Genomic DNA, 23,762 nt, shown 5'->3' on the forward strand with positions numbered 1-23,762 from the left:
CCGGCAACGAAGATATTCATCATTGCGGCCCACCAGCGGTGCGGCCGTCCTCGCCCGGGCCGGGTTCGATGCCTTCCGCCGCCGGATTGGTGACGGCCTGATTACCGGTCTCGATGGTCACTCCTGCCCGCGCCTGATACTCAGCAACCAAGGCAAGCAGTTCCTCCCCCCGGGGCCGGCGGCCCGGACGGATGTCGCAGGAGGCCACCTTGGATTCCTGGATCTGGACGTTGGGATCCAGCGTCACGCCCAGCAGATCGTTGGCCGCGTCACCGCTGACGACGGCATTACTGCCGACGCCCCAGTGGTAGGGCAGTCCGATTTGATGCACTGTGTGCCCGCCAACGGTCAGCGGCCTCATCCGGTCAGTGACAAGCACCTTCGCCTCGATGGCGGATCGGGCCGAAATAATAGTGGCCCACCCGTACGGCTCAAGTCCGCGCTCTTCTGCCAGTTCGGGCGAAACCTCGCAGAACATCTCCGGTTGCAGCTCCGACAGGTAGGGGAGCCAACGGCTCATCCCGCCGGCGGTATGGTGCTCGGTAAGCCGGTACGTGGTGAAGACGTACGGATAGACGTCTGCGCCACTGGTACCGGCACTTGGCGCGCTGAGGTTATCGGCACGGGGGAACACCAGCCGCGCCGGATTCTGCTGTTGCGGGTAAAGCGCGTTGGCCACTGGAGATTCCTGCGCCTCGTAGTGGGTGGGAAGGGGGCCGTCCATGAGGCCTTTCGGCGCGAACAACCAGCCCTTACCGTCGGCCTGCATGATGAAGGGATCATCGCCGCCGAGTGCGGCGGCGCCGCCGAGATCGGGGTCGGGCTGGCTGCCCGGTGCCCGGTCAACGGGGAAGTCGGGAACATCGTCGCCGACCCACCGCCCCTGCTCCTGGTCCCACCAAATGTATTTCTTCCGCTCGCTCCACGGCTTGCCGGCCGGGTCAGCCGACGCCCGGTTGTAGAGGATCCGGCGGTTGGCCGGCCATGCCCAGCCCCATTCGGGAGCCGCAGGTCCCTGCTCCTGGCCGGGCTTCCGGTTGGCGGCGTGGTTGATGCCGTCGGCATACACTCCGGTGTAGATCCAGCAGCCCGCTGCCGTGGAACCGTCGGCGCGGAGCTCTGTATATGCGGAGAGGGGTTTGCCGGCATCCGGGCCGTCGAGGCGACGGCCGTTGATCTCGGCAAGCACCGCCTCCGCGTCCGGATCGCCGTGTTCGTCCGTGGGGTAGTCCCAGGTCAGGTCGAGCAGCGGACGGTCGCGTTCGTCGTCGGAACCGGCCAGCCTCTCCCGGATCCGCTGGCCCAGCTTGAAGAAGAACTCCAACTCACTCTGGCACTCCCCGGGCGGGGCGACCGCCTTGTGCCGCCATTGCAGCAGCCGCTGGGTCTGCGTGAACGAGCCAGCCTTCTCCACGTGGGTAGCTGCAGGCAGGAAGAACACTTCGGTCTCGATGTCCTCGGTGCGCAGTTCGCCCGATTCGATCTCCGGGCCGTCTTTCCACCAGGTCGCCGACTCGATGAGATTCAGGTCACGCACCACCAGCCATTTCAGATGCGACATGCCCAGCCGTTGCATCCGGCCGTTAGACGAGCCCACTGCGGGGTTCTGTCCGAGCAGGAAGTAGCCCTCCACCTTGTCCTCAAGCATGCCCATTACCGTCTCGTAGGTGCCGTGAGCTCCGGTCAGTCTGGGAAGGTAGTCGTAGGCCCAGTCGTTTTCCGCCCTCGCGGCATCGCCCCACCAGGCCTTCAGCAGGCTGACGGTGTAGGCATCAGCATCTGTCCAATAGCCCTTCTGCTTCTTGGAGGCGATGGCGCCCAAGTATTCGCTGAGGGTGTCATGGCGGCCGGCGCTGGGCATTGGCAGGTACCCGGGCAACAGGTTGAACAGGGTCGGTATGTCTGTGGAGCCCTGGATGCTGGCATGGCCGCGCAGGGCCATGATTCCGCTGCCTGGCCGGCCCACGTTTCCGAGCAGAAGCTGCAGGATGGCGGCGGACCGGATGAACTGCGTTCCCAGCGAGTGCTGGGTCCAGCCGACGGCGTAGGCAAAGCAGGTTGTCCGTTCGCGCCCCGAGTTTTCCGTAATGGCGCGGGCCAGGTACTCGAAGTCCGTGACGCTGATGCCGCACATGTCCTGGACCATCTCCGGGGTGTAGCGGGCGTAATGCCGCTTCAGGATCTGGAAGACGGTCCGGGGGTCCTGCAGGGTATCGTCACGCTGCACTTGGGCGTGCTCCAGGGGCGGACCTCCGCTGCCGAACTGGTGGCCAGCGGCACGGTCCGAAGCATCGGAGCCGTGTTCCGAGTCACCCGCAGGCTCTTCGATGGTGCCGCCGTCCTGTTCCGCGTAGGCCCATGACGCCGTGTCGTACGCTCCGGTCTCAGGATCGAAGCCGGAAAACAGCCCGCCGAGGTCTTCGGCGTCGCGGTAATCGGCGTGAACCAGCGTGGCCGCGTTGGTGTAGGCGCTCACGTACTCCTTGAACCACAGGTCGTGGGTGAGGACGTGGTTGATCAGCGCACCCAAAAGAACAACGTCAGAGCCGGCCCGGATCGGAATGTGCTTGTCAGCGACTGCGGACGTGCGCGTGAACCGGGGATCGACGTGGATGACCTTCGCTCCGCGGGCCTTGGCCTCCGCGACCCACTGATATCCCACAGGGTGGCACTCGGCCATGTTGGAACCCTGAATGATGATGCAGTCGGCGTTGGCCATGTCTTGCAGTGATTGCGTTGCACCACCGCGTCCAAACGAGGCTCCCAAACTGGGAACCGTGGCGGAGTGTCAAATGCGGGCTTGGTTCTCGATCTGCACTGCCCCGGCAGCCGTGAAGAGTTTTTTGATCAGGTAGTTTTCTTCGTTGTCCAGGGTTGCCCCGCCCAACGAGGCAATGCCCATCGTGCGGCGCAGCAGCCGGCCTTCATCGTCTTCCTGCTGCCAGGTCCTGCGGCGGGTCTCGATGAACCGGTCAGCCACCATGTCGATGGCTGTTTCGAGATCAAGATGTTGCCATTCGGAGGAGCGTGGCGCACGGTAGAGCACTCCGGTCTGCCGGCCCGGCGAGTTGACCAGCTGCTCGCTGGCAGAGCCCTTGGGGCACAGCCGGCCGCGGGAAATGGGCGAATCCGGGTCGCCCTCGATCTGAACGACTTTCTCGTCCTTGACGTAGACCCGTTGGCCACAGCCCACCGCGCAATAGGGGCACACGCTCTGCACGACTCGGTCAGCCGTGGCCGTCCGCGGCGTGATCGCCCTCGTCTGCGGGGAAGTTACTGCCGGCCCACGGCCCAGCAGATCGCCCGTACTCAGCTGCCGGACGACCGGCCATTGAAGAAAACTGCGCCGTGCCATGGCAGGAGCCTATCCCAACCAGGGCCCCCGGCAACAGAGACACGTCCATGTCGCGCCGCTCCTTCGCATTCCAGGTATCTGCGAAACAGGCCGAAAGTCCTATGTCCAAGGCGTGCACCGGGCGCATAAGCTCTACGAGGGTCGGGAGTGGACGCCAAACGTCGGCGCATTCCGGACTAATCATCTTCAGGGAGCCGAGCGCTCCGGTGACCCCAAGGAATGCGGCAACGGTGCCGCAGTCCAAGAGTCCGTGGGGGGGACAATGGCTACAAATGAGGACCGGGCCGGCGCCGAGGGCAGGCAGCCCGTCGTAGAGACCGACCATCCAGTGGGCAAGCCGCAGCCCGGGCCGTCGGCCAACGCCAGGTCCCGCTCGCTTCTCCACGATGACCTCTTCGCAGAGGCCGTCGTTGAGCCTGCTGCGCGGGGCTTCGATCGGAGTCTCTGGCCGGACCTGCGGTAGGCCCGCCAAGCGGAAGTAAAAGCGCTAGCATCGGGACATGCCGTCACTGTCCGTGGTCATCCCGTGCAAGAACGACGGCCACCTGCTGAAGCTCTGCCTCCGGGCGCTGCAATCCCAGACCGTGGCACCGCTGGAGATCATCGTGGTGGACAACCACTCCAGCGACAACACTGCCGAGACAGCGGCCCGGCACGGCGCCCGCGTTCTTTACGAGCGGGCGCCCGGGATCGCGGCCGCCGCGTCAACCGGCTACGACGCTGCCCGGGGCGACGTCATTGTCCGGTGTGATGCCGACACTGTTCCGCCGCCGGACTGGCTGGAGCGGATTGCGGCGCGATTCCACAGCGAACCCGACCTGGCGGTCCTTACCGGGCCGGGCAATTTTTACGGTACCGGCAGGATCCGCAGCCGGCTTGCCCGGGTTGCCTACGTCCAGGCCTACTTCGTCCTCATGGGTGCCGCGATGGGCCACTGGCCGCCCTTCGGATCCAACTGCGCCTTTCGGCGCCGGGATTGGAAAGGCGTCAGCAGGCACGTCAGCCGCTGGGACCAGGACGTGCACGACGACGTCGACCTCGGCTTTGCGCTCGGCCCCGCCTCGCGTACGGCCTACGACCGGTCGCTGCAGGTCGGCATTTCGGCCCGGGCGCTGACGGGCGGTGCCGCCGGGCGCCTGCGCTTGAAGCGCGCGTTTCACACCTTGGCCGTGCACTGGCGCAAGGCGCCCCCGTGGGAGCGCTGGCACAGAACACTGAACGCCCGGCGGGAGCGCCGCCGTCGAGCATCAGACCAGCGCTGAGCCGGCAGGAACTGCCGCCTACGCCGGGCCGAACCGGTCCGGGTAAAGCAGAGGCAGCTGAAGGGTCAGCCACGGACTGAACACCCAGGGCGTTGCGGCCACGGCGGTGGTGATCAGCGCAGGATCGGTCCACTGCCATTCCATGACCTCGTCCGCGCGCGGATCCAGCGGCGCAGCGGCACGCGCCGTGAACACGGGGCAGATTTCGTTTTCCACGATGCCGGACGCATCCACCGCCCGGTACCGGAAGTCCGGCACCTTCAGCTCCACCCTGTCCAGTCGGAGGCCCAGCTCGTGCTCCCCCCGGCGGCGGACCGCGTCCTCGAGTCCCTCCCCGGGAGCGGGATGCCCGCAGAAGGAATTCGTCCAGACGCCGGGCCACGTCAGCTTCGACAGTGCACGGCGGGTAATGAGGATACGGCCGTCGTCGTCATACACGTGCGCCGAGAAGGCCAGGTGCAGCGGCGTGGAGGACGAATGCACCGTGGCCTTGTCCTGGACGCCGACCGGTGACCCGTCGTCGGCGGCCAGGACCACCAGCTCTGCCGTCGCGTTCATTGCCCTCCCATGGGTGCCCGTGTTTACTTTACCTATGGATAAGGGGACCACGCTGGCTCACACTGACCATAGCCGCCTGGTCGATGATGTCCTGGCGGCCTTCTTTTCGCGGGCAAAAAGCCGGGCCGGCGCCATGCATCCCCACTACCTCAGCCTGTGGCAGCACCTTGAGTCGAGCATCGTAGGCGGGAAGCGCTTCCGTCCCCGGCTGGTGATGACGGCCCATGCCCTGCTGGGTGGCACCGACAGGACGGCGGCGGCCACCGTGGCCGCGTCCTTCGAGCTGCTGCATACCGCCCTGATCGTGCACGACGATGTGGTGGACCGGGACTTCACCCGACGCGGGGTACCGAATGTGGCTGGTACCTACCAAAGCCTGGCCGCGGCCCGGGGCAGCCGCCCTGACAGGGCGGAGCACACGGGGCTGTCAGTCGCCGTGATCGCAGGAGATCTGGCCCTCTCAAACGCGTACCGCCTTTTGTCGGAAGTTGATGTCGACTTCCGCACGCGGCAGCGGCTGGGCGATCTGCTGGACGAGGCCATTGTTGCTTCGGCTGCCGGCGAGCTCCTTGACGTGCTGGCGCCCCTGGATCCCTCGCCCCAGGCCGTGGACGAGGTTCTGGAGATGTCCAAGCTGAAAACGGCCGTCTACTCCTTCGGTGCGCCGCTGCGCGCCGGCGCGGTCCTGGCCGGCGCAGACCACAACATTGTGCAGGCCATGGGCGAGTTCGGGCGCATTATCGGCACCGCCTATCAGGTCGCTGACGATCTTGTGGGCGCTTTCGGCGATGAATCCCGGACCGGCAAGACGGGCTGGGGCGACCTGCGCGAGGGAAAACGCACCGCGCTGATCGCCTACGCAGCGGGACAGCCGCAGTGGCCAAGGATCGCGGAACTGCTGTCCCTCCAGGAACTGGCCGCCAGGGATGCCGCCGAGATCCGTGAGCTGCTGGTGGCCTGCGGCGCCCGGGACCGCACCCTGAAGCTGGCCGCGGACCTCACGGAGCAGGCCCTGGATTCCCTGGCCCAGCCGTTCGTGCCGCAAACTCTTCGTGATGGCCTGGCGCCCCTGTCCCGCCTGGTCACCGACCGCATGGGCGCATGAAGCGGGACCGCGACGCGCTGGCCGATTACACGGCTGCCGCCCTGAAGTCCTCCGGTGTGGTGCTCCGGGCCTACTCGACGTCCTTCGGACTGGCATCGCGGTTGTTCGACGACAGCGTGCGCCGCCCGGTGGATTCGGTGTACGCGCTGGTGCGGGTTGCCGACGAGATCGTTGACGGCGTGGCTTCCGCGGCGGGCCTGTCACCGGAAGAGAGCCGGCGGCAGCTTGACGGGTTCGAACAGGACACCGAGCATGCCCTGGCCACCGGATACAGCACCAACCTTGTGATCCATGCCTTCGCGGACACGGCCCGTCGGACGGGCATCGGCACGGACCTCACCCGCCCATTCTTCGCCTCCATGCGGGCCGACCTGGACCAGGTGGAACACACCGCGGAATCCTTCACCCGCTACGTCTACGGTTCCGCCGAAGTGGTGGGCCTGATGTGCCTGAAGTGCTTCCTGTACGGGCACCAAGTGGCTCAGGAGGAACAGGCCCGGCTGGAGCGCGGCGCGCGGCACCTGGGCGCAGCGTTCCAGAAGATCAACTTCCTCCGGGACCTGGCCGAGGACTTCACGTCCCTCGGCCGCAGCTATTTCCCCGGCGTTTCGCCCACCAATTTCGACGAAGTGCATAAGGCCCGGCTCCTGGCCGACATCGAGCATGACCTGCACGAATCCCGGGCCGTCCTGCGGGGCCTGCCAGCCTCCAGCCGCATGGCAGTGGCCCTCGCCCAGGAGCTTTTTGCCGAACTCGCCGTGCGGATCCGCGCGACGCCGGCACCCGACCTGATCAGCGCACGGATCAGCGTGCCCACCCATATGAAGCTGCGCATCGCCGCCGGAGTCCTTACCGGCAGGCGCGGGCTGGAACCCGTGAGCCCGCGGCCGGCACGTGTGGCGGCGCCATGAGGCACAAGCCCGTCGAGCCCGGGCGGACAGTGGTGGTGATCGGGGGCGGCATCAGCGGACTGGCGACGGGGGCCCTGCTCGCGGCCGAGGGGCACCACGTCACGGTGCTCGAGAAGCAGGAGACCCTGGGCGGCCGGGCCTACTCCTTCGGCGAGGCGGGATTCAGGTTCGACGCCGGGCCCTCCTGGTATCTGATGCCGGAGGTCATTGACCACTACTTCCGGCTCCTGGGCACGTCCGCGGACCAGCAGTTGGACCTGGTGAAGCTGGACCCCGGCTACCGCCTCATTTCCGAGGGGTCCGGCCGGCCCGTGGACGTGCCCGCGCAGCGCGCGGGGGTGGTTGAACTCTTTGACCGGCTGGAGCCCGGGGCGGGTGCCCGGCTGGAGAAGTACCTGGATTCCGCCGCAGACACGTACACCATGGCCAAGCGCCGCTTTCTCTACCCGACGTTCCAGTCATTCGCTCCGCTGCTGAGGGCGGACGTGCTGGGCCGGCTTCCTCGGCTTGGCCGCCTGCTGCTGGAGCCGCTGCACAGCCATGTCCGGCGGTATGTCAGCAACCCCAGCCTGCAGCAGATCCTCGAGTACCCCGCGGTGTTCCTGGGAGCTTCACCGTTCACCGCTCCCAGCATGTACCACCTGATGAGCCACCTGGATCTGGACGTGGGCGTGCACTATCCCATGGGCGGATTTGCCCGGCTGGTGGAGGCGGTGGAGAAGCTGGCCCGCGACGCCGGGGTGGTTATCGAGCCGAACGCCGAAGTGCTGGAGATACAGACGGTCCCGACGACGTCCCGGCGCCGTCCGGCGGCTGTACGCGGGGTGCGCTACCGCACCGGTGACGGAACCGCAGGAAGCCTGGCGGCCGACGTCGTGGTTTCCGCCGCTGACCTTCATCACACCGAAACTGCCCTCCTCCCGCGGAACCTGCAGACGTATCCCGAGCGCTACTGGTCGCGGCGCACCGCCGGGCCAAGTGCGTTGCTCCTCTACCTGGGTGTGCGCGGGGAATTGCCCCAGTTGCAGCACCACACCCTGCTGTTCACCGCGGACTGGGAGGAGAACTTCAAAGCGATCTTCGGCAAGGAGACGTCCATTCCGGCGCCGGCGTCGATGTATGTGTGCAAGCCCAGCGCCACCGATCCGGACGTGGCGCCGGCCGGGCATGAGACTGTGTTCGTGCTGGTGCCCATTCCGCCGGATCCGGGGCTGGGCGGGAGCGGCGATGAGCGGCTGAACCAGGCTGCCGACGCCGTCATCGGGCAACTGAGCGAGTGGGCAGGCATCCCCGACCTGGCGGAGCGCATTGTCCTGCGCCGGCTGTACGGTCCTGCGGATTTTGAGCGGGACTACCACTCCTGGAAGGGCACGTCGCTGGGGCCGGCGCACACGCTCAACCAAAGTGCGTTTTTCCGCGCCGGCAATGTCAGCCGCAAGGTCCAGGGGCTGTATTACGCAGGGGCCTCCACGATTCCGGGGATTGGCATCCCGATGTGCCTGATCAGCGCCGAACTGGTGCTTAAGCGATTGCGCGGCGATGTCAGCACCGGTCCCCTTCCGGTGCCGCTCAGCCCTGCCCTGAGCGGGCGGAGGACGGGGGTTTGACGGCGGCGGCGTACCTTTTGTTCCTGGCGGCCTCGCTGGGCTGCATGGTGCTCCTGGACCAAAGGCTGCGCCTGTTCTTCTGGCAGGACGCCCGCCGGGCGGCAGTGGTCCTGGCCGCGGGGCTGGTGTTCTTTCTGGCCTGGGACCTGGCCGGGATCGGGCTGGGCATCTTCTTCCGGGGGCACAACAAGACCATCGGCGTCGAGCTGGCTCCGGAACTGCCATTGGAGGAGCCGGTCTTCCTGCTCTTCCTCTGCTATCTGGTGATGAATCTGTTCCAGCTGTTCCGGCGCCACCTGGGATCGCGGCTGCTGCACCGCGAAAAAGCTGAGGAACTCTCATGAGCTACTGGGCACTTAACACGGTGTTCCTGCTCGCCGCCCTTGGTGCCGGAACCGCGGCGGCCCTCACCCCCAAGGGCCGTGCCCGCACAGCGGCCTTGGCAGCGGCCGGCGGGACGGCCGCCGTCGTGCTTGTCCTGACGGCCGTGTTCGACAACCTGATGATCGCCGCCGGACTCTTCACCTACGCCCCTGACATGATCTCCGGCGCCATGGTGGGACTGGCCCCGCTGGAGGATTTCGCGTATCCGGTGGCCGCGGTGCTGCTGCTGCCGGCGCTGTGGATTCTCCTGGGCCGCGCCTCGAAAGCCCGTCCGCCGAGGAGGCGGCCATGAAGACGTTCCGCATGCTCCTTCTGTCCTCCCGCCCGCTGTCCTGGGTGAACACGGCCTATCCGTTTGCCGCGGCGTACCTGCTCACGGCGCGGGAGATCGACCTCGCCTGGGTCCTGGGGACCCTGTATTTCCTGGTCCCCTACAACTTGGCCATGTACGGCATCAATGACGTGTTTGACTACGAATCGGACCTCCGGAACCCGCGCAAGGGCGGGGTGGAGGGGGCGGTCCTGGACCGCACCATGCATTCCGTCACGTTGCGGGCGGCCATTGCCACCAACGTGCCGTTCCTCGTGGCCCTGGTGCTGCTGGGCAGTCCGTTGTCCTGGCTGGTGCTGGCGGTCAGCATCTTCGCGGTCGTGGCCTACAGCGCCCCGGGGCTGCGGTTCAAGGAGCGCCCGTTCCTGGATTCGGCCACATCCAGCACGCACTTTGTGAGCCCGGCCGTCTACGGCCTGGTGCTGGCGCAGGCGCATTTCACGGCTCCGTTGTGGGCGCTGCTGGCTGCGTTCTTCCTGTGGGGCATCGCCAGCCATGCCTTCGGCGCGGTGCAGGATGTGGTGGCGGACCGTGCCGGCGGCATAGGGTCCATCGCCACCGTGATCGGAGGCCAGGCCACTGTCCGATTTGCGATCGCTGCCTACCTGGCCAGTGGCGCGCTGCTGCTGTTCACGCCGTGGCCGGGGCCGCTCGCATTCCTGCTGGCGTTCCCCTACGTGCTCAGCATCGTCCCCTTCGTCACGGTGACGGATCAAAACTCCGAGCAGGCCCACCGCGGATGGAAGCGGTTCCTGTGGCTCAACTACGTCACCGGATTCCTCGTGACCATGTTGCTGATCTGGTATGCGGCGGTGCGGTGAGGGCGGGCCGCCGGGCCTTTACGGGGCAGGCTACCCCGCCAGGATCGGCGTTTCCGGCAAGAAGGAGTTGCAGCCCGGAAGCCCGCCGGTGTAACCAAGCTGGAACGCGGCCACGCGTTCCGCCACGGGGATAGCCTCCTCACCGGGGTCCGGGGGAGCGACGGCGGCCATGACGGCATTGAGATCGCCCAGGTCCGCCGGGTAGTTCAGGTTGCCGGCCTGCGCAGCGTGCTGCGCCCAGGCCCCGGCGACGCAGTCGGCCTGCTTTTCCAGGACAGCATTTTCGGCGGGCGTTTCGGGTTCCTCGACCTGCATGAAGGTCTGGATATGGTGTCCCCATTCGTGGGCATAGGCGACGGCCGGAGCCGCGAGGCCAACGCCGTTGTAAAGCACCCACAGGGCGTCCTGTCCGGTGTAGATCGCCCGGTCGGCGGAGCAATAGGAGTGATCCGTGCTGGTGTACGCGTCAGGGGTCCCGTCGTCCTGGACGCAGGGGGTGGGCCCGGTCAGGCCGGCTGCCACATAGTTGAAAGCGGCCGGGCGGTTCGCGACGCCGTACTGTTCATCGAACATCGGGGTGAGGACCGCCAGCAGGTCGTCGAAGTAGCCCGCCATGTCCGCATAGCTGCGGCACCGCGTGGTGGCCCCTTTCGGGCAGTAGAGCGACGCGCGGTTGGCTGCGAGTTTCTCGGGTGGTGCCGGGACGGCAGCTTTCAGGGTGGTCGGAGGAGGCTCCGGCGCGGTGGTGGTTGGTGCAGGCGACGGCGTCGCGCTGGCCGTGCTGTCCGGGGACGGGGTCCCCGTGGCTGCCGTGGATTCAGCCGCCGGCGGCGTGCCGCCGGGCGTACAGGAGGCCAGCAGCACCGCTGCCAGCAGGAGGGGGATCGTTGCGGATAGGTGGCGGGCCATGGCGCACTCCTCGGTCATCACGAGACCAGAGTGATTGCCGTTTCCGACGTGACCCTGCGGGCCGTCCCCCAGGGCTCAAGGATAGGAGCCTCCCTTCCGGGGTGTCCACGACTCTTGCCCGGGCGTTATGGATCCGCAACCGCCAACAAACCTCAAGAGCTTTCCGGAGCCTCGGGAGCACTCGGACCGTCCGCCGGGCCCACGGGCCGGATGGACTAAAATGGCAGGAACGCCGGACGGTATTCCGGCAGCTGCCCCACAAGCGTGGCCCTCCCGGCCGGCGTATCCGCCGGCGTGGAGGGCCTTCTCTTTGGCAGGGCAGGAACATCCCTTGAGAGGACAGCCCATGAGCCTGGTCCGGCTGCAGGACGTCAGCGTCCGTTATGACAACACCCAGGTCCTCCGCGAGGCGTTTTTCCGACTGGAAGCAGGCGACCGCGTCGGGCTGATCGGGAAAAACGGCTCGGGCAAGACGACGATCCTCAAGCTGGTCCTGGACCAGGTGGCTCCGGACACCGGCACCGTCAGTCTCGGGCAGGGAATCAGGATCGGCTACTTCTCGCAGTTCTCGGAGCTCAACGGCGAGGCCACAATCCTCGAAACGCTCGACGGCCTCTTTGCGGCAATCAAGGCTACGGAGGCCGAACTGGCCTCCATCGATGCCGCCATCGCCCAGGATCCTGCCGGAGCGGAGCTGGACCGGCTCATCACACGCCAGGCGGAGCTCTTCGAGGACATGGACCGGCTGGATGGCTGGGACTACCCGCGGCGCATCGACACGGTCCTCACGACCCTGGGCTTCGACGAGGCCCACCGCAACTGCGCCATTGACGAGCTGTCCGGCGGCTGGCGCAACCGCGCCGCCCTGGCCAAGATCCTCCTCGAAGGCCCTGACGTCCTGCTCCTGGATGAGCCCACCAACTTCCTCGACGTGGCGGGCGTCGAGTGGCTGGAGAGCTGGTTCCGCGACTTCCGGGGCGCAGCGATCATCGTCTCGCACGACCGGAAGTTCCTCGACGCCGTCGTAACCCGGATCATCGAGGTGGAGAACTACCACCTGCACGAGTACCCGGGCAATTTTGCGGAGTATGTGGTGCAGAAGCAGTTCCGCCTCAAGGCCCTCGAATCACAGTTCGTGCACGAGTCCGAGTTGCTGGCCTTTGAAGCGGAAGGCATCGCTGACCGACGCGAAGCCGCCAAGGCTGCCAGCCGCGGGCTCGGGAACCAGCTCGCCAAGATCAAGAAATCCCGGACCCCTCGGCCGGTGGACCAGATCGTCACCGAGATTTACGGCGGCCTGCACGTGAAGGATGTGCTCTGCCGGGTGGAGGGGCTGGGCAAGTCCTACGGCCAGAAGGTCCTCTTCGAGGACCTGAGCTTCGAGATCCGCCGCGGCAACCGGATCGTGGTGCTCGGCGCCAACGGCAGCGGGAAGTCGACACTGCTCAGGGTGTTGACGGGCGAGGAGCAGGCCGATTCGGGCAGCGTGGCCTGGGCGAAAGGGCCGGGTTTCGTCTCCTACAACCAGATGCTGGAGGACCTCGACGACGGCGACACGGTCTCCCATGCGGTCAACGCACTGCCGGACAGCCTTGCCTTCAGCGCCACGAAGAAGTCCGTGAACAGGTTCCTGGCGATGTTCCAGTTCTCCGAGGCCGACCTCAAGCAGAAGATCGGAAACCTTTCCGGCGGGCAGAAGGCCCGCGTCGCCATGGCCCAGTGCCTGCTGTCCGGTGCCTCGGTTCTGCTGCTCGATGAGCCAACCAACCACCTGGACCTGTCCAGCACCCAGGTCATGGAACGGGCGCTGGTGCACTTTCCCGGCGCCGTCGTCGTGGTCAGCCACGACCGGTTCTTCAGCGAAAAAATCGCGAACCGACACCTCGTCTTCGGCGTCGAGGGCGCCGCGGCGGGCGAGATCGAGGTACGCGCCGCGTAGCCGCGGCGCGCCCCATCCGGACTCCGGGCAGGTGCCGGCGGATGGAAACGCGGGATAATGGAGATATGACCGAGCAGGATCAGGATCGCGACCCCTGGGAAGAGTTTGACCGGCTCCAGCCGGCAGGCCCGGACCGCGTTGCGGGATATCCCGGCGGCGAACCGCAGGGCTTCGGCTTCCGCACCGGGGTGCGGAGCGCCAAGGTGGCGATCGGCTTCGCCGTCTACGCCCTGACGCTGGGCACCGTCCTCGTCGTCGTCGGCATGGTCAACTTTGTCGGCCGGGGGCAGTGGCTGTGGTTCGGCCTGATGGTCCTCATCGAGGTCCTCTTTGTGCTGGCGTTCACGCGTTTGCTGGCCCAGGCCCGGAACCGGCGCTCCTCCCGCTGACCCGAGGCGGCCAAAAAACGCCGACCGGCCCCGCGCTACCTGGCGTCTAGAGCCAGTCCTTCTTCTTGAAGATCGCGTACATGAGCCCCGCGGTGGCTGCCATGAGTCCGATCGCCATGGGGTAGCCCCAGGCCCAGTGAAGTTCCGGCATGTGGTCGAAATTCATTCCGTAGACCCCCGCCACAAACGAGGGGGCGAAGAAAATCGCCGCCCAGGACGAGATCTTCTTGACCTGTTCGTTCTGCTCCGCGCTGGCCTCGTTCTGCCGGTTGGCGGTCAGGGTGCCGTCGAGGGTCAGCGCATTCTGGAGCAGGTCCCGGAAGGAATCGGCTCGCGAGATCAACCGCTCCACGTGGTCCTCCACGTCCCGCAGGTTGTGCCGGAGCTCGCCGTCGACGTCGTACTTCTCGAAGCCCCGCCGCAGCAGCTGCATCATGGCGGGAAGCGGATGGATGGCGCGCTGGAACTGGATGACCTCCCGGGCGAGCTCGTAGATGCGGCGGGACACCTTGGCGTCGCCGCTGAAAAGCTGGTCTTCGATTTCGTCGATGTCGTTCTCCAGGCCGGCAACCACGGGACCATAGTCATCCACCACCTGGTCCAAAAGCGCGTACAGCACTGCCTCCGGGCCGTGGGCCAGCAGGTCCCCGCGTTCCTCCAGCCGACGGCGGACCTGCGCCACGCCTGCCGTCTCGGCGTGCCGGACGGTAACTACAAAGTTCCGTCCGGTGAAAATGTGCAGTTCGCCGAACTCCACCGTTTCGCTCTCGTCGAGGTACCGCGCCGGCCGGAGCACGGTGAAGAGGTTATCGCCGTAACGCTCCAGCTTCGGGCGCTGGTGGGCTGAAATTGCGTCCTCAACGGCCAGCGCGTGCAGCCCGAATTCCGCGGCCACGGCGGCCATTTCCGTCTGGGTCGGACGGTAGAGCCCGATCCAGGCCATTCCGCCATGCCGGCTCAGGGTTTCAAAGGTCTGCTCGAGGCTTTCCGGCTCGGCGCTGCGGACGCCGTCAACGTAGACGGCGTTATCGATGATAGTCACCGCACAATTATGGTGCCTGGCGCTGGGGCCGGCCGCCAGGGTGTCAGTCCCGGCGGTCCGTCCGGGGTCCCGCCGGCGGCCTGGATCCGCCCGGCGCCATGCTGCTGCCCTGGGACAAACGGCTGATAAGCGGCTCTGTACGGTACGGGATGTGGGTATGCAGCGCGAGGACGGTCTCCGTCCGGATGACGCCCTTGATTTTCAGAATGGACCGCAGGGCGGCCTGGAGGTTGTGGGTATCGGTTGCCACGACGCGGCACCAGACGTCGCCGCGCCCGGAGATTTCGTGTACCTCCAGCACCTGCGCGATCAGGCGCAGGGCGCCCACCACACCGTCCAGCTCCCGGTGGGTCACCTCGATGGTGACAAACGCGACGACGTCGTAGCCCACCGCCTCGAGGTCGATCTCACGGCCGCCGTCGTGCAGGAGCCCGGAGCGCTGCATGCGCCGCAGCCGCGTCTGCGCCGTGTTGCGCGCGATGCCCAGCGTCTCACTGAGCTCGCCGATCTGGACCCGCGGATCCCGGATCAGCTCGAGCAGGATTTTCAGATCGGTGGGGTCCAAACCGTTCAAATCGTCACTCCTGGTTATTTACGCGGCGGTCACTTGATTATTTTGATCAATTTTGGCACAGAAAACCGGCTATCTGGGCTGGAAATGCCGGACTATTTACTTATCAACCTCCCACCGGACTTCCTGCACCGCCACCCCGTGTGCCAGGGAGCCCAAATTTCTGCAAGGCACGGATCATGACTGTTTTCAGCGAACTCCGCATGCGCCCGGCCACCGCCGACCGCTGGGGCTGGGACGCTTCCCTCACGGCCCGGCTGGTGATGGCAGGCGTCGTGATTTTCACGCTGCTGGTCGGCGCCAACCTGGCGACGCCGCTGTATCCATTGCTGCAGGCCAAGCTTGGGATCAGTGCCCTGGATGTCACGGTCGCCTTCTCCGTCTACGTCCTGGCTCTCGTGGCCACGCTCATGCTCGCGGGGCACTGGTCGGATCACATCGGACGCAGGGCCGCCCTCATGCTGGCCGTGCTCGCGGGACTTGCCGGCGGTGCGGTTTTCGGTTCGGCGGACAGCCTGCTCATGCTGTCCGTGGGCCGGGCCCTGCAGGGCATTGGAGTAGCGCTCGCCACGGGGGCCAGCTCCGCTGCCTTGCGTGAACTGCTGCCCAGCCGACCCGAGTGGGCCTCCCGGTTCACGCTGCTGGCATCCGCCGGGGGAGTGGCGGCCGGGCCGGTGATCAGCGGGGTGCTCTCGCTCCTGCCCGGGCCGACGTCGACGCCGTACGTCCTGCATTCCTGCGTCCTGGTCGCGCTGCTGGTCCCGCTGTTCCTGCTCAAGGCACGTCCGGCCATCAAAGCGGCCGCCGGTCCGCAGCCGCTGCGGGTGCTGGCCCCGCGCCGGCCGTCAGTGTCCAGCGAGGCGCGCGGTGCGTTCTGGCTGGCTTCCTCCGTGGGGTTCCTGAGCTTCACCGTGTTCGGATTCTGCCTCTCGCTCGCGCCGGGCTACTTCGCCCAGATCGTTCACGCCGATTCACGTCCCCTGATCGGACTCCTGGCGGGCCTGGCACTGGGTGCTTCGGCCGTGAGCCAGCTGGTAGCCGTCCGCGGTCGCTTTGTGGTGCCGGCGGGGCTGGGCATGCTGGCGGTCTCGGTGTTGCTGATCGCCGCGGCCGCCGCGTCGAGCAGCCCCTGGCTGCTGGTCCTGGCAAGTGTCACCGCCGGCCTGGGCCAGGGCGTGTCCTTCCGGACGGTCTTCAACGACGTGGCCGGAAAGGTCGAGCCGTCGCGGCACGCGCAGATCATCAGCACCGTCTATGTGATCACCTACCTCGGCAGCGCCGTCCCCGTCATTGGCCTGGGGCTCGCCGCCGGGGTGGTGGGCCTGCAGGCCGCCGTCGCGGGGTTCGTCGTACTGTGTGCGGTCCTTGCAGCCGTCCTCGCCGCAATCACCATTCGGGCGGCGCTGCGTCCGGCAGCCTGACTCTCGCGGAGCCGTCAGTCCGGCAGCGGCCCGTGGTTGCCCTGGATGTGTTCGAACACGAGCGTGGTTTCCGTGTGGCCCACAACGGGGTCGGTGGCGAGGTTGTCCAGCACCCAGTCCCGCAGCTCCTCGGTGGTGGCGACGGCGATGTGCAGCAGGTAGTCCACGGAGCCCGAGGTGTGGAAGGTCGACAGCACGGCGGGCAGACGGGGGACACGGGACGTGAAACGGTCGATCTGCTCGCGGTCATGCGCCCTGAGCCGGACGGCGATCAGTGCCTGGACCGAGCGCCCGATGGCCGACAGGCTGAGCTTTGCCTCGAACCCCTGGATGATTCCCCGCTCGGAAAGGGCGCGGGTGCGCATCAAGGCCGTGGACGGGGCAATGCCCACGAGTTCAGCCAGCTGCTTGTTGGAGATGCGGGCGTCCGCTACCAGCGCCGCGAGAAGGCGCTCGTCTACGGCGTCCAGCGGTTCCCCGGCACCTGCGGCCTGCCGGATGTTCTTGGCACTGTTCGTCACGGATCCTCCTCGAAGTCTTGTCAGTTCATCATAATCGCGCCACGTGGCAGTTCTATTCGTGAAGTACGCGATTCTTCGAACAACTGCGAGAAGTCCGCCCGATTCAACGGTGGATGTTCGCACAGCGAGGTTCGTTCCCGCGCCATGCGGGCTGTTAAAGACGCCACCTTAGGACGCCGGCACAACCGTTCCCCGCGCCGCACGCGCCGACGAAGGGTGCACGACGGCGGTGATCACCGCCGTCGTGCAGGCCAGTCCGATGACCGTCAGCGCCAGGGCTGTCCAGCCGAGAGTCTGGAAGACCAGGCCGCCGGCCCAGCCGAGGATGCTGGAGCCAAGGTAGTACGCCAGGTTGTAGAGGGAGGCGGCCTGGGCGCGGCCGGAGCTGGCGATGACTCCGGTCCAGCCTGCGCCGATGCCGTGGGCGGCAAAGAAACCGCCGGTGAATACCAGCAGCCCCAGCAGGATCAGCGGCAGCAGCTGCGTGAGCGTGAGGGCCAGTCCGCCCACCATGAGGGCAGTCCCCGCGATCAGCACATTGCGGCGGCCGAAGCGCACGGTCAGCCCCGCGGCCCAGCGGGCCGAAACGGTTCCCGAGAGGTAGGCGAGGAAGATGAGGCTGATGGCGGTGGCCGGCAGATTGAAGGGTTCCCCGGACAAACGGAAGCCAAGATAGTTGTAGATGGCCACGAAACCGCCCATCAGCAGGAAGGCCTGGATGTAGAGCGCCAGCAGCCTGGGGTTGCGCGCATGGCCCGCCAGGGTCCCGAGCGCGCCGCGGAAGCCGCTTGCCTCGGCAGCTGTGAAACCCTGCGCCTTAGGCACCAATAACAGGAAGATGACGGCAGCCGCGGTGGCAAGGACAGACACCGCGAGTGCCGCGGCCCGCCAGCCCCACAGCTCACCCGCCGGGCCGGCCACGATCCGCCCCGCCAGTCCGCCCAGCGTCGTTCCGGCGACGTAGCTGCCGGAAGCGAGCGCGGCATGGGCCTTGTTGACTTCCTCGTTGAGGTAGGCGATGGCGATGGCAGGGATTCCGCCGAGTGCCATCCCCTCAAGCATGCGAAGGCCGAGGAGGATCGGGAAGGTGGGGGCCAGCGGCACCAGGAGCCCCAGGACGGTGGCGGCCGAGATTCCCCATGCCATGGCCCGGACACGTCCGATGCGGTCGGCTGCGAAGGACCAGGGGAGTACGGTCGCCGCGAGCCCCACAGTGGCAAGGGAGATGGTCAGGGCTGCCTCGGCCGCTGTCACCCGGAGATCCGATGCGAGGATGGGCAGGACCGCCTGGGTGGAGTACAGCTGCGCGAAGGTGGCGACGCCGGCGAAGCCCAGCGCGGTGAGGACTCGTCCGTAGGCCCGCGAGCCTTTGGCGTGCCCGGTCCAGGGCTGTGGGGTCGACGGCCGTGCTGGTTCCGCGGCCGGTTCCGCTGCCGGGATGGGTCCCGCGGCCGGAGCGGGGGCGGCAGCGAGCGCGGTGGCAGCGGAGCGTCGGAAAGGGTGGAAGCGCGGCATCCTCCCAGACTAGGCCGCCCCGAAGCCATGCTTCCAATGCATGATTCGCATAGAATCCATAGCAAAACCAGAAGGCACGCACTGGAGATGGACATGGATCTGGAGCACAAACAGCTCGTGCAGCTGCTCCCGCTGCTGCCCCTGCTGGCGGAACTGGGCCGCACCCAGCACGTCACCGGGGCCGCCGAGCTGCTGGGGTTGCCGCAGTCGACGGGGAGCCGGGGGATCGCGCGGGCCAGCGCCCTTGTCGGAACCGACCTGCTGGTCCGTGACGGCCGCGGGGTACGGCTGACGCCTGCCGCGAAAGCGCTCATGCCGCACATCGAGGCTGCACTGGCCGAGTTCCAGGCCGGGCTTGACCTGGTCCGCCACCAGTCCGAGGTGGTGCGCGGGCGGATCGCCGTGACCTTCCAGCACACCTTCGGCGAGGCAATGCTGCCCCTGCTGATCAGCGCCTTCCGCGCCCGGCACCCGCAGACCGCGTTCGAGCTCAGCCAGGGTTCCCGGGACGGCTGCCTGGCCGAACTGGCCGCGGGTGATGCCGATGTGGCCCTGACCGCCCCGGTCGCTCCGCCCAGCCGGACGATCGCCTCCGCCGCGCTGTACCGCGAACCGCTGCGCCTCGTGGTGCATCACCGGCACCGGCTGGCCACGCGCCGCAGTGCGGGAATCAAGGAGATCCGGCAGGAGCCCTTCGTGGCCATGGGGCCGGGATACGGCATGCGCTCCCTGACCGATGCGCTGTTCCGCGAGGCAGGATTCCGGCCCCGGATCGCCTTCGAGAGCCAGGACACCCATACCGCCCGTGGGCTCGTCTCGGCGGGCCTGGGCGTGAGCATCCTGCCGCCGGGCGGAGCTGCCCCCGGCCGGAACCCGTCTGCGGACACCACCGGGCTTGGCTGGGTGGAGATCGCACTGGATTCCCCGCTGGCTTTCCGGGAGATCGGATTGGCGTGGCGGGAGAGCGGCGGGGGCGCGGGCGCGGAACCGGATCCCGTGCGGCTGTTCCGGGAGCTCGTGCTCAGCGACGGGCCGGCGTTGCTGTCCGGTTTCGTGCGGGAACGCTCGAGGACCTGAAAAGTTGAGCGGCGTCAGGCGTTGCGGAGCACCCCTGCCAGGATGCCCGCGACCGGTCCCGCCTGTGCCTGCCGCCACCCGATGCCGGCCCAGAGGTTCAGCCGCTCCTGGTCTCCGGCGGCTGCCGCGGCGGCGCGCAGCGGCGCTGTGAGGTGATGGACGGCCGGATACACCTCGGGGGCATCGGTGTGGTCACGGACAAACTCGTTCACCAGCGCCCTGGCCTTCCGACCGGTGAAGGCGGACGTGAGCCGCGTCTCGGTGTAGCGCGGGCTGGCAAGGGCATCCTTGTGCAACTGGCGGGCGCCGCTTTCGTCCGAGCGCAGCAGCGCTGTGCCCAGCTGGGCGGCTTCCGCGCCGGCTGCGAGCACGGCGTCCAGCCCGGCGCGGTCCATCACACCGCCGGCGGCAACCAGGGGAAGGTCGACGGCGGAGCGCACCAGGGCGACCAGCTCCGCCGTCGTGCCCGGCCGGCCGGCCTCCTGTCCACCGGCCCTGGTGCCGGCACCGGGCTGGAAGGCCCCGCTGTGGGCCCCGGCGCTCGCGTGCTGGAGCACCAGCGCGTCGACGCCCTGCTCCGCGGCAGCTTCTGCCTCATCCTTGGTGGTCACGGTGGCCAGGACTGCCGAACCTGCCTGCTGGAGTGCGCGCACGACCTCCGCGCCCGGGAGGCCGAAGGTAAAGCTGACCAGCTCCACCGGGTCCGCCAGGAGCACGTCGATCTTGCCCTGCCAGGCGTCATCGTCGTCGAGCCGGAGCGGCGGAAGTTCCGTGCCGTATCGGGCAGCATCCACCTGGAGGCGCGCGCGGTACTCCTCTAGCTCCACTACCTGCGCCGGTGACGGATGAAGCTGCACCGGGTCCGGGACAAAGACATTCATCCCGAACCGCACCCCCGCGGCCCGGACGGTGCGGATCTCCGCCTGCATCGCTTCAACGCTCTTGTAGCCTGCGGCGAGGAAGCCCAGGCCGCCCGCCGCGTGGACGGCCTGCACGAAGGACGGTGTTGAGGTTCCACCCGCCATCGGGGCGGCGAGGACGAGGGTATCGAAGAGTGCGTGCGGCATGGCTTGCTCCCGGGGTCCATTAAGTAGGCTGGTCTGGTGACTAATACTGACATCCCGCCCGCGGCGGACTCTGCTTCCTCCCCATCGGGCTCCCCGGCTTCCGGCACGGCGGCGACCGCCGGAACCGTGATCGGCCTGGATATCGGCGGCACCAAGACCCGCGGCGTCCGGTTCGAAGACGGCGCCGTTGTGGCGGACGAATCCGTGGGCAGCTCGAACGTCCAGAATGTCAGCCGCGAGGAAGCGGCACGCAACCTGGAAGAGCTCTTCTCCCGGATCGGCGGCGGGGCCGTGGCCCAGGTGTACGCGGGGGCCGGCGGAATCGACACCGACGACGATGCCGCCGCGCTCGCGGCGCTGATAGCGCCGCACGTGCCGGGCGCCCGGATCACCGTGGTCCACGATTCCCGGCTCCTGCTCGCCGCGGGCGGCGCCAGCACCGGCGTCGCCGTGATCGGCGGCACGGGCTCGGCGGCCTGGGGCAAAAACGGCCGGGGCGAGGAGGCCCGGGCCGGCGGCTGGGGCTACCTGCTGGGCGACGAGGGCAGCGGCTACTGGCTGGGCCGCGAGGCGGTCCGCCACAGCCTGCGCCGGATGAACCAGGGTCTGCAACCGGACGAACTCACCACCGCACTGCTGGCCTCCTGCGGGGTGGACCACCCGAACAAGCTGATCGCGCTGTTCCACTCCGCTGCCACCGGCCGGCGCTACTGGGCGCAACAGGCCCGGCTCGTGGTCGAGGCAGCCGACGCGGGCCACGCGGAGAGCCGTGAGCTGGTGGACCAGGCCGGCCGCGACCTGGCACAGCTCGCCGAACAGACGCTGCGGCAGCTCGGCATCGACGGGCCCGTGATCCTGGGGAGCGGACTGGGCATGAACGTGCCGCGGCTGCAGGAATCGTTCCGTGCGGCCCTGGCCGCCGCGGGTATCACTGACGTCCGGGTCCTGGACCAGGATCCGGTGTTCGGTGTGCCCCGGCTGGTCGCCGAGAACGGCTGAGAGCCGGATCGGCCTGACGCCGCCGGGACACCGCGCTCCGGCGATGTCCGTGGTCCGGGATGTCCGCGCTACGACACTACGCTGGAAGGATGAGCTTGAATTTCGATACCCGTCCGGCCGCCTACGCGGTCATTGTGCGCGATGATGCCATTCTGCTGGCGTACTGGAAACAGGGCGGCAAAGAAGGCTGGACCCTGCCCGGCGGCGGTCTGGATCTGGCCGAGCATCCCGTGGACGGATGCCGCCGGGAGATCTATGAGGAGACCGGGTACCATGCCGAGATCGGCGCGATGCTGGGGGTCGACGTCGGACACTGGCCCGCGGAGATCCGGATCGACGGCGGGGAACGGGACTTCCAGTCGCTTCGGCTTGTCTACGAGGCGCGGACCACCGGCGGGGAGCTGCGGCATGAGGTGAACGGGACCACCACGCATGCGGCCTGGATCCCGCTGACGGAGCTCGGGGGCCTGAACAAGGTCTCGCTGGTGGACGTCGCGCTTCGTCTTTACCGGGAAAGGCCGCTGAACGGCAAACTTGCCGACCGGCTGCCCTAGCCGCGCCGCGGCGGCGAGGATATCCTAGGACCGTTAAACAGAGCGGGGAGGTGGAGATGATGGGTGCCATTGAACAGCGCGCCACGCGCGCAAGAAGCCACGTCATTATTCCTGCCCCGGCTTTGAGCACCTAGTAGCCCTACAGCTGCCGGTTCCCGTGGAACCCCCAGCGCGCGGCACGTGCACCGGGGCCCATCAAAGGGTTTCCGTTGAGTTCATCATCTGCACATTTATCGTCTGCACAACTGTTCTCCCCGCAACCGGACGCCACCGGCGCCCAGCCGACCACCGGCCTTCCACCGGGTCCTGTCCGCTACGGCTACACCCCCGCCGCCGCGGAACGGTTCGCGGCGCATCCCCTGCCGGGCGGAACCGTCCCCGGCCGGGTGGTCCGGGTGGACCGGAACCGCGTCCTTGTCGCCGTCGCTGACGGCACAGACCATCTGCCCTACCCCCGTGACGCCATGGTGCCAGCCACCGGGGACTGGGTCTGGCTCGGCGACAACGGAGCGGGGGAGCACGCCATCGTCGCAGTGCTGCCGCGCCACTCGGAGCTGAGCCGCAAGCGTGCCTTCGAGGACTCCTCCGGGTCCCAGGTGCTCGGTGCGAACCTGGACGTCGTGGGCGTCGTCGTCCCGGTGGACCGGCCCCTGACCCACAACCGGCTGGAACGCACCCTGGTAGCGGCGTGGGACTCCGGTGCCAGGCCGCTGGTGATCATCACCAAAGCCGACCTCGCGGACGTCGCGGACGACGTCGTCTGCCAGGTGGGGCGGCAGGCAGCCAGCGTCGAGGTGGTGACCACCTCGGCCGAACATGGCGACGGCCTCGACGAGCTCCTGGCCCAGCTGCCTCCCGGGGGGACCCTCGTGCTGCTGGGACCGTCCGGAGCGGGGAAGTCCACGCTCATCAACGCCCTCGTCGGTTTCGAGGCGCAGCAAACCGGGGAAGTCCGGGCCGGCGACGGCAAAGGCCGGCACACCACGACGGCGCGGGAACTCGTTCCGCTGCCGGGCGGTGCAGTGCTGATGGACACCCCCGGAGTGCGCGGCTTCGGGCTGTTCGACGCCGACGACGGCATGGAGGAGATGTTCGGCGACCTGGAGGAACTGTTCGGGCAGTGCCGCTTTTCCGACTGCGCCCATGACCGGGAGCCCGGCTGCGCCGTACAGGCCGCGCTCGCGGACGGGTCCCTTGAGGACCGCAGGTGGGCCAGCTACCGGAAACTCCAGCGCGAACTGTCGGCGCTGGCGAGGCGGCACGACGCTGCGGCGCGCCGCGCATATCAACGGGAGTGGCACCAGAGGATCGCGGCGGCCGGCCAGAGCCACCGTGCCGCCGAACGGCAACGGCACGAGAAGGCCGAAGGCCGGAAAGGCAAGGGGCCCCATCCAAAACAGGCATGACTCCGAAGCCTTCGGGCA

23 protein-coding genes are annotated in these 23,762 nt (G+C 67.7%); 15 read left to right on the top strand and 8 right to left on the bottom strand.

What is annotated here, in order from left to right:
- Nucleotides 1–19 precede the first annotated feature (19 nt).
- Nucleotides 20–3,355 (bottom strand): formate dehydrogenase, encoded by a 3,336-nt coding sequence (fdh, locus tag QFZ65_RS06585; protein ID WP_306909161.1) that lies wholly within the window; start codon nt 3,353–3,355, stop codon nt 20–22.
- Nucleotides 3,356–3,617: 262 nt separating this feature from the next.
- On the opposite strand from fdh, the gene QFZ65_RS06590 reads away from it, so the two are divergent.
- On the top strand, nt 3,618–3,818 hold the full coding sequence (locus tag QFZ65_RS06590; protein ID WP_306909163.1) for a hypothetical protein: 201 nt from the start codon (nt 3,618–3,620) through the stop codon (nt 3,816–3,818).
- A 37-nt stretch (nt 3,819–3,855) separates the two neighbouring features.
- Nucleotides 3,856–4,617: a glycosyltransferase family 2 protein gene (locus QFZ65_RS06595; protein WP_306909165.1), complete on the top strand. Its 762-nt coding sequence runs from the start codon at nt 3,856–3,858 to the stop codon at nt 4,615–4,617.
- 18 nt (nt 4,618–4,635) lie between these two features.
- Here the strand turns inward: QFZ65_RS06595 and idi are convergent, their stop codons facing one another.
- Complete coding sequence (gene idi / locus QFZ65_RS06600) at nt 4,636–5,175, bottom strand: isopentenyl-diphosphate Delta-isomerase (RefSeq protein WP_306909167.1); 540 nt, start codon at nt 5,173–5,175, stop codon at nt 4,636–4,638.
- Nucleotides 5,176–5,209: 34 nt separating this feature from the next.
- Between idi and QFZ65_RS06605 the strand changes: the two genes are divergently transcribed.
- From QFZ65_RS06605 to QFZ65_RS06630, 6 genes are read left to right on the top strand one after another with little or no spacing between them, the layout of a single operon-like run.
- Nucleotides 5,210–6,280: a polyprenyl synthetase family protein gene (locus QFZ65_RS06605; protein WP_306909169.1), complete on the top strand. Its 1,071-nt coding sequence runs from the start codon at nt 5,210–5,212 to the stop codon at nt 6,278–6,280.
- On the top strand, nt 6,277–7,191 hold the full coding sequence (locus QFZ65_RS06610) for a phytoene/squalene synthase family protein (protein ID WP_306909171.1): 915 nt from the start codon (nt 6,277–6,279) through the stop codon (nt 7,189–7,191). The genes QFZ65_RS06605 and QFZ65_RS06610 overlap by 4 nt, the downstream gene beginning before the upstream one ends.
- Nucleotides 7,188–8,798 (top strand): phytoene desaturase family protein, encoded by a 1,611-nt coding sequence (gene crtI / locus QFZ65_RS06615; RefSeq protein ID WP_306909173.1) that lies wholly within the window; start codon nt 7,188–7,190, stop codon nt 8,796–8,798. The genes QFZ65_RS06610 and crtI overlap by 4 nt, the downstream gene beginning before the upstream one ends.
- Nucleotides 8,795–9,142, top strand: coding sequence for a lycopene cyclase domain-containing protein (locus QFZ65_RS06620; RefSeq protein WP_306909175.1), 348 nt, complete (start codon nt 8,795–8,797; stop codon nt 9,140–9,142). The genes crtI and QFZ65_RS06620 overlap by 4 nt, the downstream gene beginning before the upstream one ends.
- A complete protein-coding gene (locus QFZ65_RS06625) occupies nt 9,139–9,474 on the top strand; it encodes a lycopene cyclase domain-containing protein (RefSeq protein ID WP_306909176.1) in 336 nt (111 codons plus the stop codon). The genes QFZ65_RS06620 and QFZ65_RS06625 overlap by 4 nt, the downstream gene beginning before the upstream one ends.
- The gene (locus QFZ65_RS06630; RefSeq protein ID WP_306909178.1) at nt 9,471–10,334 is read left to right on the top strand and encodes a prenyltransferase; all 864 of its coding nucleotides are present in this window, start codon (nt 9,471–9,473) and stop codon (nt 10,332–10,334) included. The genes QFZ65_RS06625 and QFZ65_RS06630 overlap by 4 nt, the downstream gene beginning before the upstream one ends.
- A gap of 30 nt (nt 10,335–10,364) precedes the next feature.
- Here the strand turns inward: QFZ65_RS06630 and QFZ65_RS06635 are convergent, their stop codons facing one another.
- Nucleotides 10,365–11,243 carry a neutral zinc metallopeptidase gene (locus QFZ65_RS06635; protein ID WP_306909180.1) on the bottom strand — a complete coding sequence of 293 codons (879 nt, stop codon included), beginning with the start codon at nt 11,241–11,243 and terminating at the stop codon, nt 10,365–10,367.
- 346 nt (nt 11,244–11,589) lie between these two features.
- Between QFZ65_RS06635 and QFZ65_RS06640 the strand changes: the two genes are divergently transcribed.
- Complete coding sequence (locus QFZ65_RS06640; RefSeq protein ID WP_306909182.1) at nt 11,590–13,182, top strand: ABC-F family ATP-binding cassette domain-containing protein; 1,593 nt, start codon at nt 11,590–11,592, stop codon at nt 13,180–13,182.
- Nucleotides 13,183–13,247: 65 nt separating this feature from the next.
- Nucleotides 13,248–13,571: a hypothetical protein gene (locus QFZ65_RS06645; RefSeq protein WP_306909184.1), complete on the top strand. Its 324-nt coding sequence runs from the start codon at nt 13,248–13,250 to the stop codon at nt 13,569–13,571.
- 46 nt (nt 13,572–13,617) lie between these two features.
- On the opposite strand, the gene corA is transcribed toward QFZ65_RS06645, so the two are convergent.
- Both corA and QFZ65_RS06655 read right to left on the bottom strand, forming a co-directional pair.
- Nucleotides 13,618–14,613: a magnesium/cobalt transporter CorA gene (corA, locus tag QFZ65_RS06650; RefSeq protein WP_306909186.1), complete on the bottom strand. Its 996-nt coding sequence runs from the start codon at nt 14,611–14,613 to the stop codon at nt 13,618–13,620.
- A 43-nt stretch (nt 14,614–14,656) separates the two neighbouring features.
- Nucleotides 14,657–15,187: an Lrp/AsnC family transcriptional regulator gene (locus tag QFZ65_RS06655; RefSeq protein WP_306909188.1), complete on the bottom strand. Its 531-nt coding sequence runs from the start codon at nt 15,185–15,187 to the stop codon at nt 14,657–14,659.
- A gap of 176 nt (nt 15,188–15,363) precedes the next feature.
- On the opposite strand from QFZ65_RS06655, the gene QFZ65_RS06660 reads away from it, so the two are divergent.
- On the top strand, nt 15,364–16,605 hold the full coding sequence (locus tag QFZ65_RS06660) for an MFS transporter (RefSeq protein ID WP_306909189.1): 1,242 nt from the start codon (nt 15,364–15,366) through the stop codon (nt 16,603–16,605).
- Nucleotides 16,606–16,619: 14 nt separating this feature from the next.
- Here the strand turns inward: QFZ65_RS06660 and QFZ65_RS06665 are convergent, their stop codons facing one another.
- Nucleotides 16,620–17,126 (bottom strand): Lrp/AsnC family transcriptional regulator, encoded by a 507-nt coding sequence (locus QFZ65_RS06665; RefSeq protein ID WP_306909191.1) that lies wholly within the window; start codon nt 17,124–17,126, stop codon nt 16,620–16,622.
- 168 nt (nt 17,127–17,294) lie between these two features.
- Nucleotides 17,295–18,641 (bottom strand): MFS transporter, encoded by a 1,347-nt coding sequence (locus QFZ65_RS06670; protein ID WP_306909193.1) that lies wholly within the window; start codon nt 18,639–18,641, stop codon nt 17,295–17,297.
- A 93-nt stretch (nt 18,642–18,734) separates the two neighbouring features.
- On the opposite strand from QFZ65_RS06670, the gene QFZ65_RS06675 reads away from it, so the two are divergent.
- Complete coding sequence (locus QFZ65_RS06675; RefSeq protein ID WP_306909195.1) at nt 18,735–19,718, top strand: LysR family transcriptional regulator; 984 nt, start codon at nt 18,735–18,737, stop codon at nt 19,716–19,718.
- Between the two features lie 14 nt (nt 19,719–19,732).
- On the opposite strand, the gene QFZ65_RS06680 is transcribed toward QFZ65_RS06675, so the two are convergent.
- The gene (locus tag QFZ65_RS06680) at nt 19,733–20,785 is read right to left on the bottom strand and encodes a nitronate monooxygenase (RefSeq protein WP_306909196.1); all 1,053 of its coding nucleotides are present in this window, start codon (nt 20,783–20,785) and stop codon (nt 19,733–19,735) included.
- A 36-nt stretch (nt 20,786–20,821) separates the two neighbouring features.
- On the opposite strand from QFZ65_RS06680, the gene QFZ65_RS06685 reads away from it, so the two are divergent.
- From QFZ65_RS06685 to rsgA, 3 genes are all read left to right on the top strand, one after another.
- The gene (locus QFZ65_RS06685) at nt 20,822–21,784 is read left to right on the top strand and encodes an N-acetylglucosamine kinase (RefSeq protein ID WP_373427565.1); all 963 of its coding nucleotides are present in this window, start codon (nt 20,822–20,824) and stop codon (nt 21,782–21,784) included.
- Between the two features lie 89 nt (nt 21,785–21,873).
- Nucleotides 21,874–22,338 carry an NUDIX hydrolase gene (locus tag QFZ65_RS06690; RefSeq protein ID WP_306909197.1) on the top strand — a complete coding sequence of 155 codons (465 nt, stop codon included), beginning with the start codon at nt 21,874–21,876 and terminating at the stop codon, nt 22,336–22,338.
- A 245-nt stretch (nt 22,339–22,583) separates the two neighbouring features.
- Nucleotides 22,584–23,744 (top strand): ribosome small subunit-dependent GTPase A, encoded by a 1,161-nt coding sequence (rsgA, locus tag QFZ65_RS06695; protein ID WP_306912515.1) that lies wholly within the window; start codon nt 22,584–22,586, stop codon nt 23,742–23,744.
- Nucleotides 23,745–23,762: the final 18 nt, after the last annotated feature.

The sequence above is a fragment of the Arthrobacter sp. B3I9 genome (assembly GCF_030816935.1).
Classification (GTDB): Bacteria; Actinomycetota; Actinomycetes; order Actinomycetales; family Micrococcaceae; genus Arthrobacter.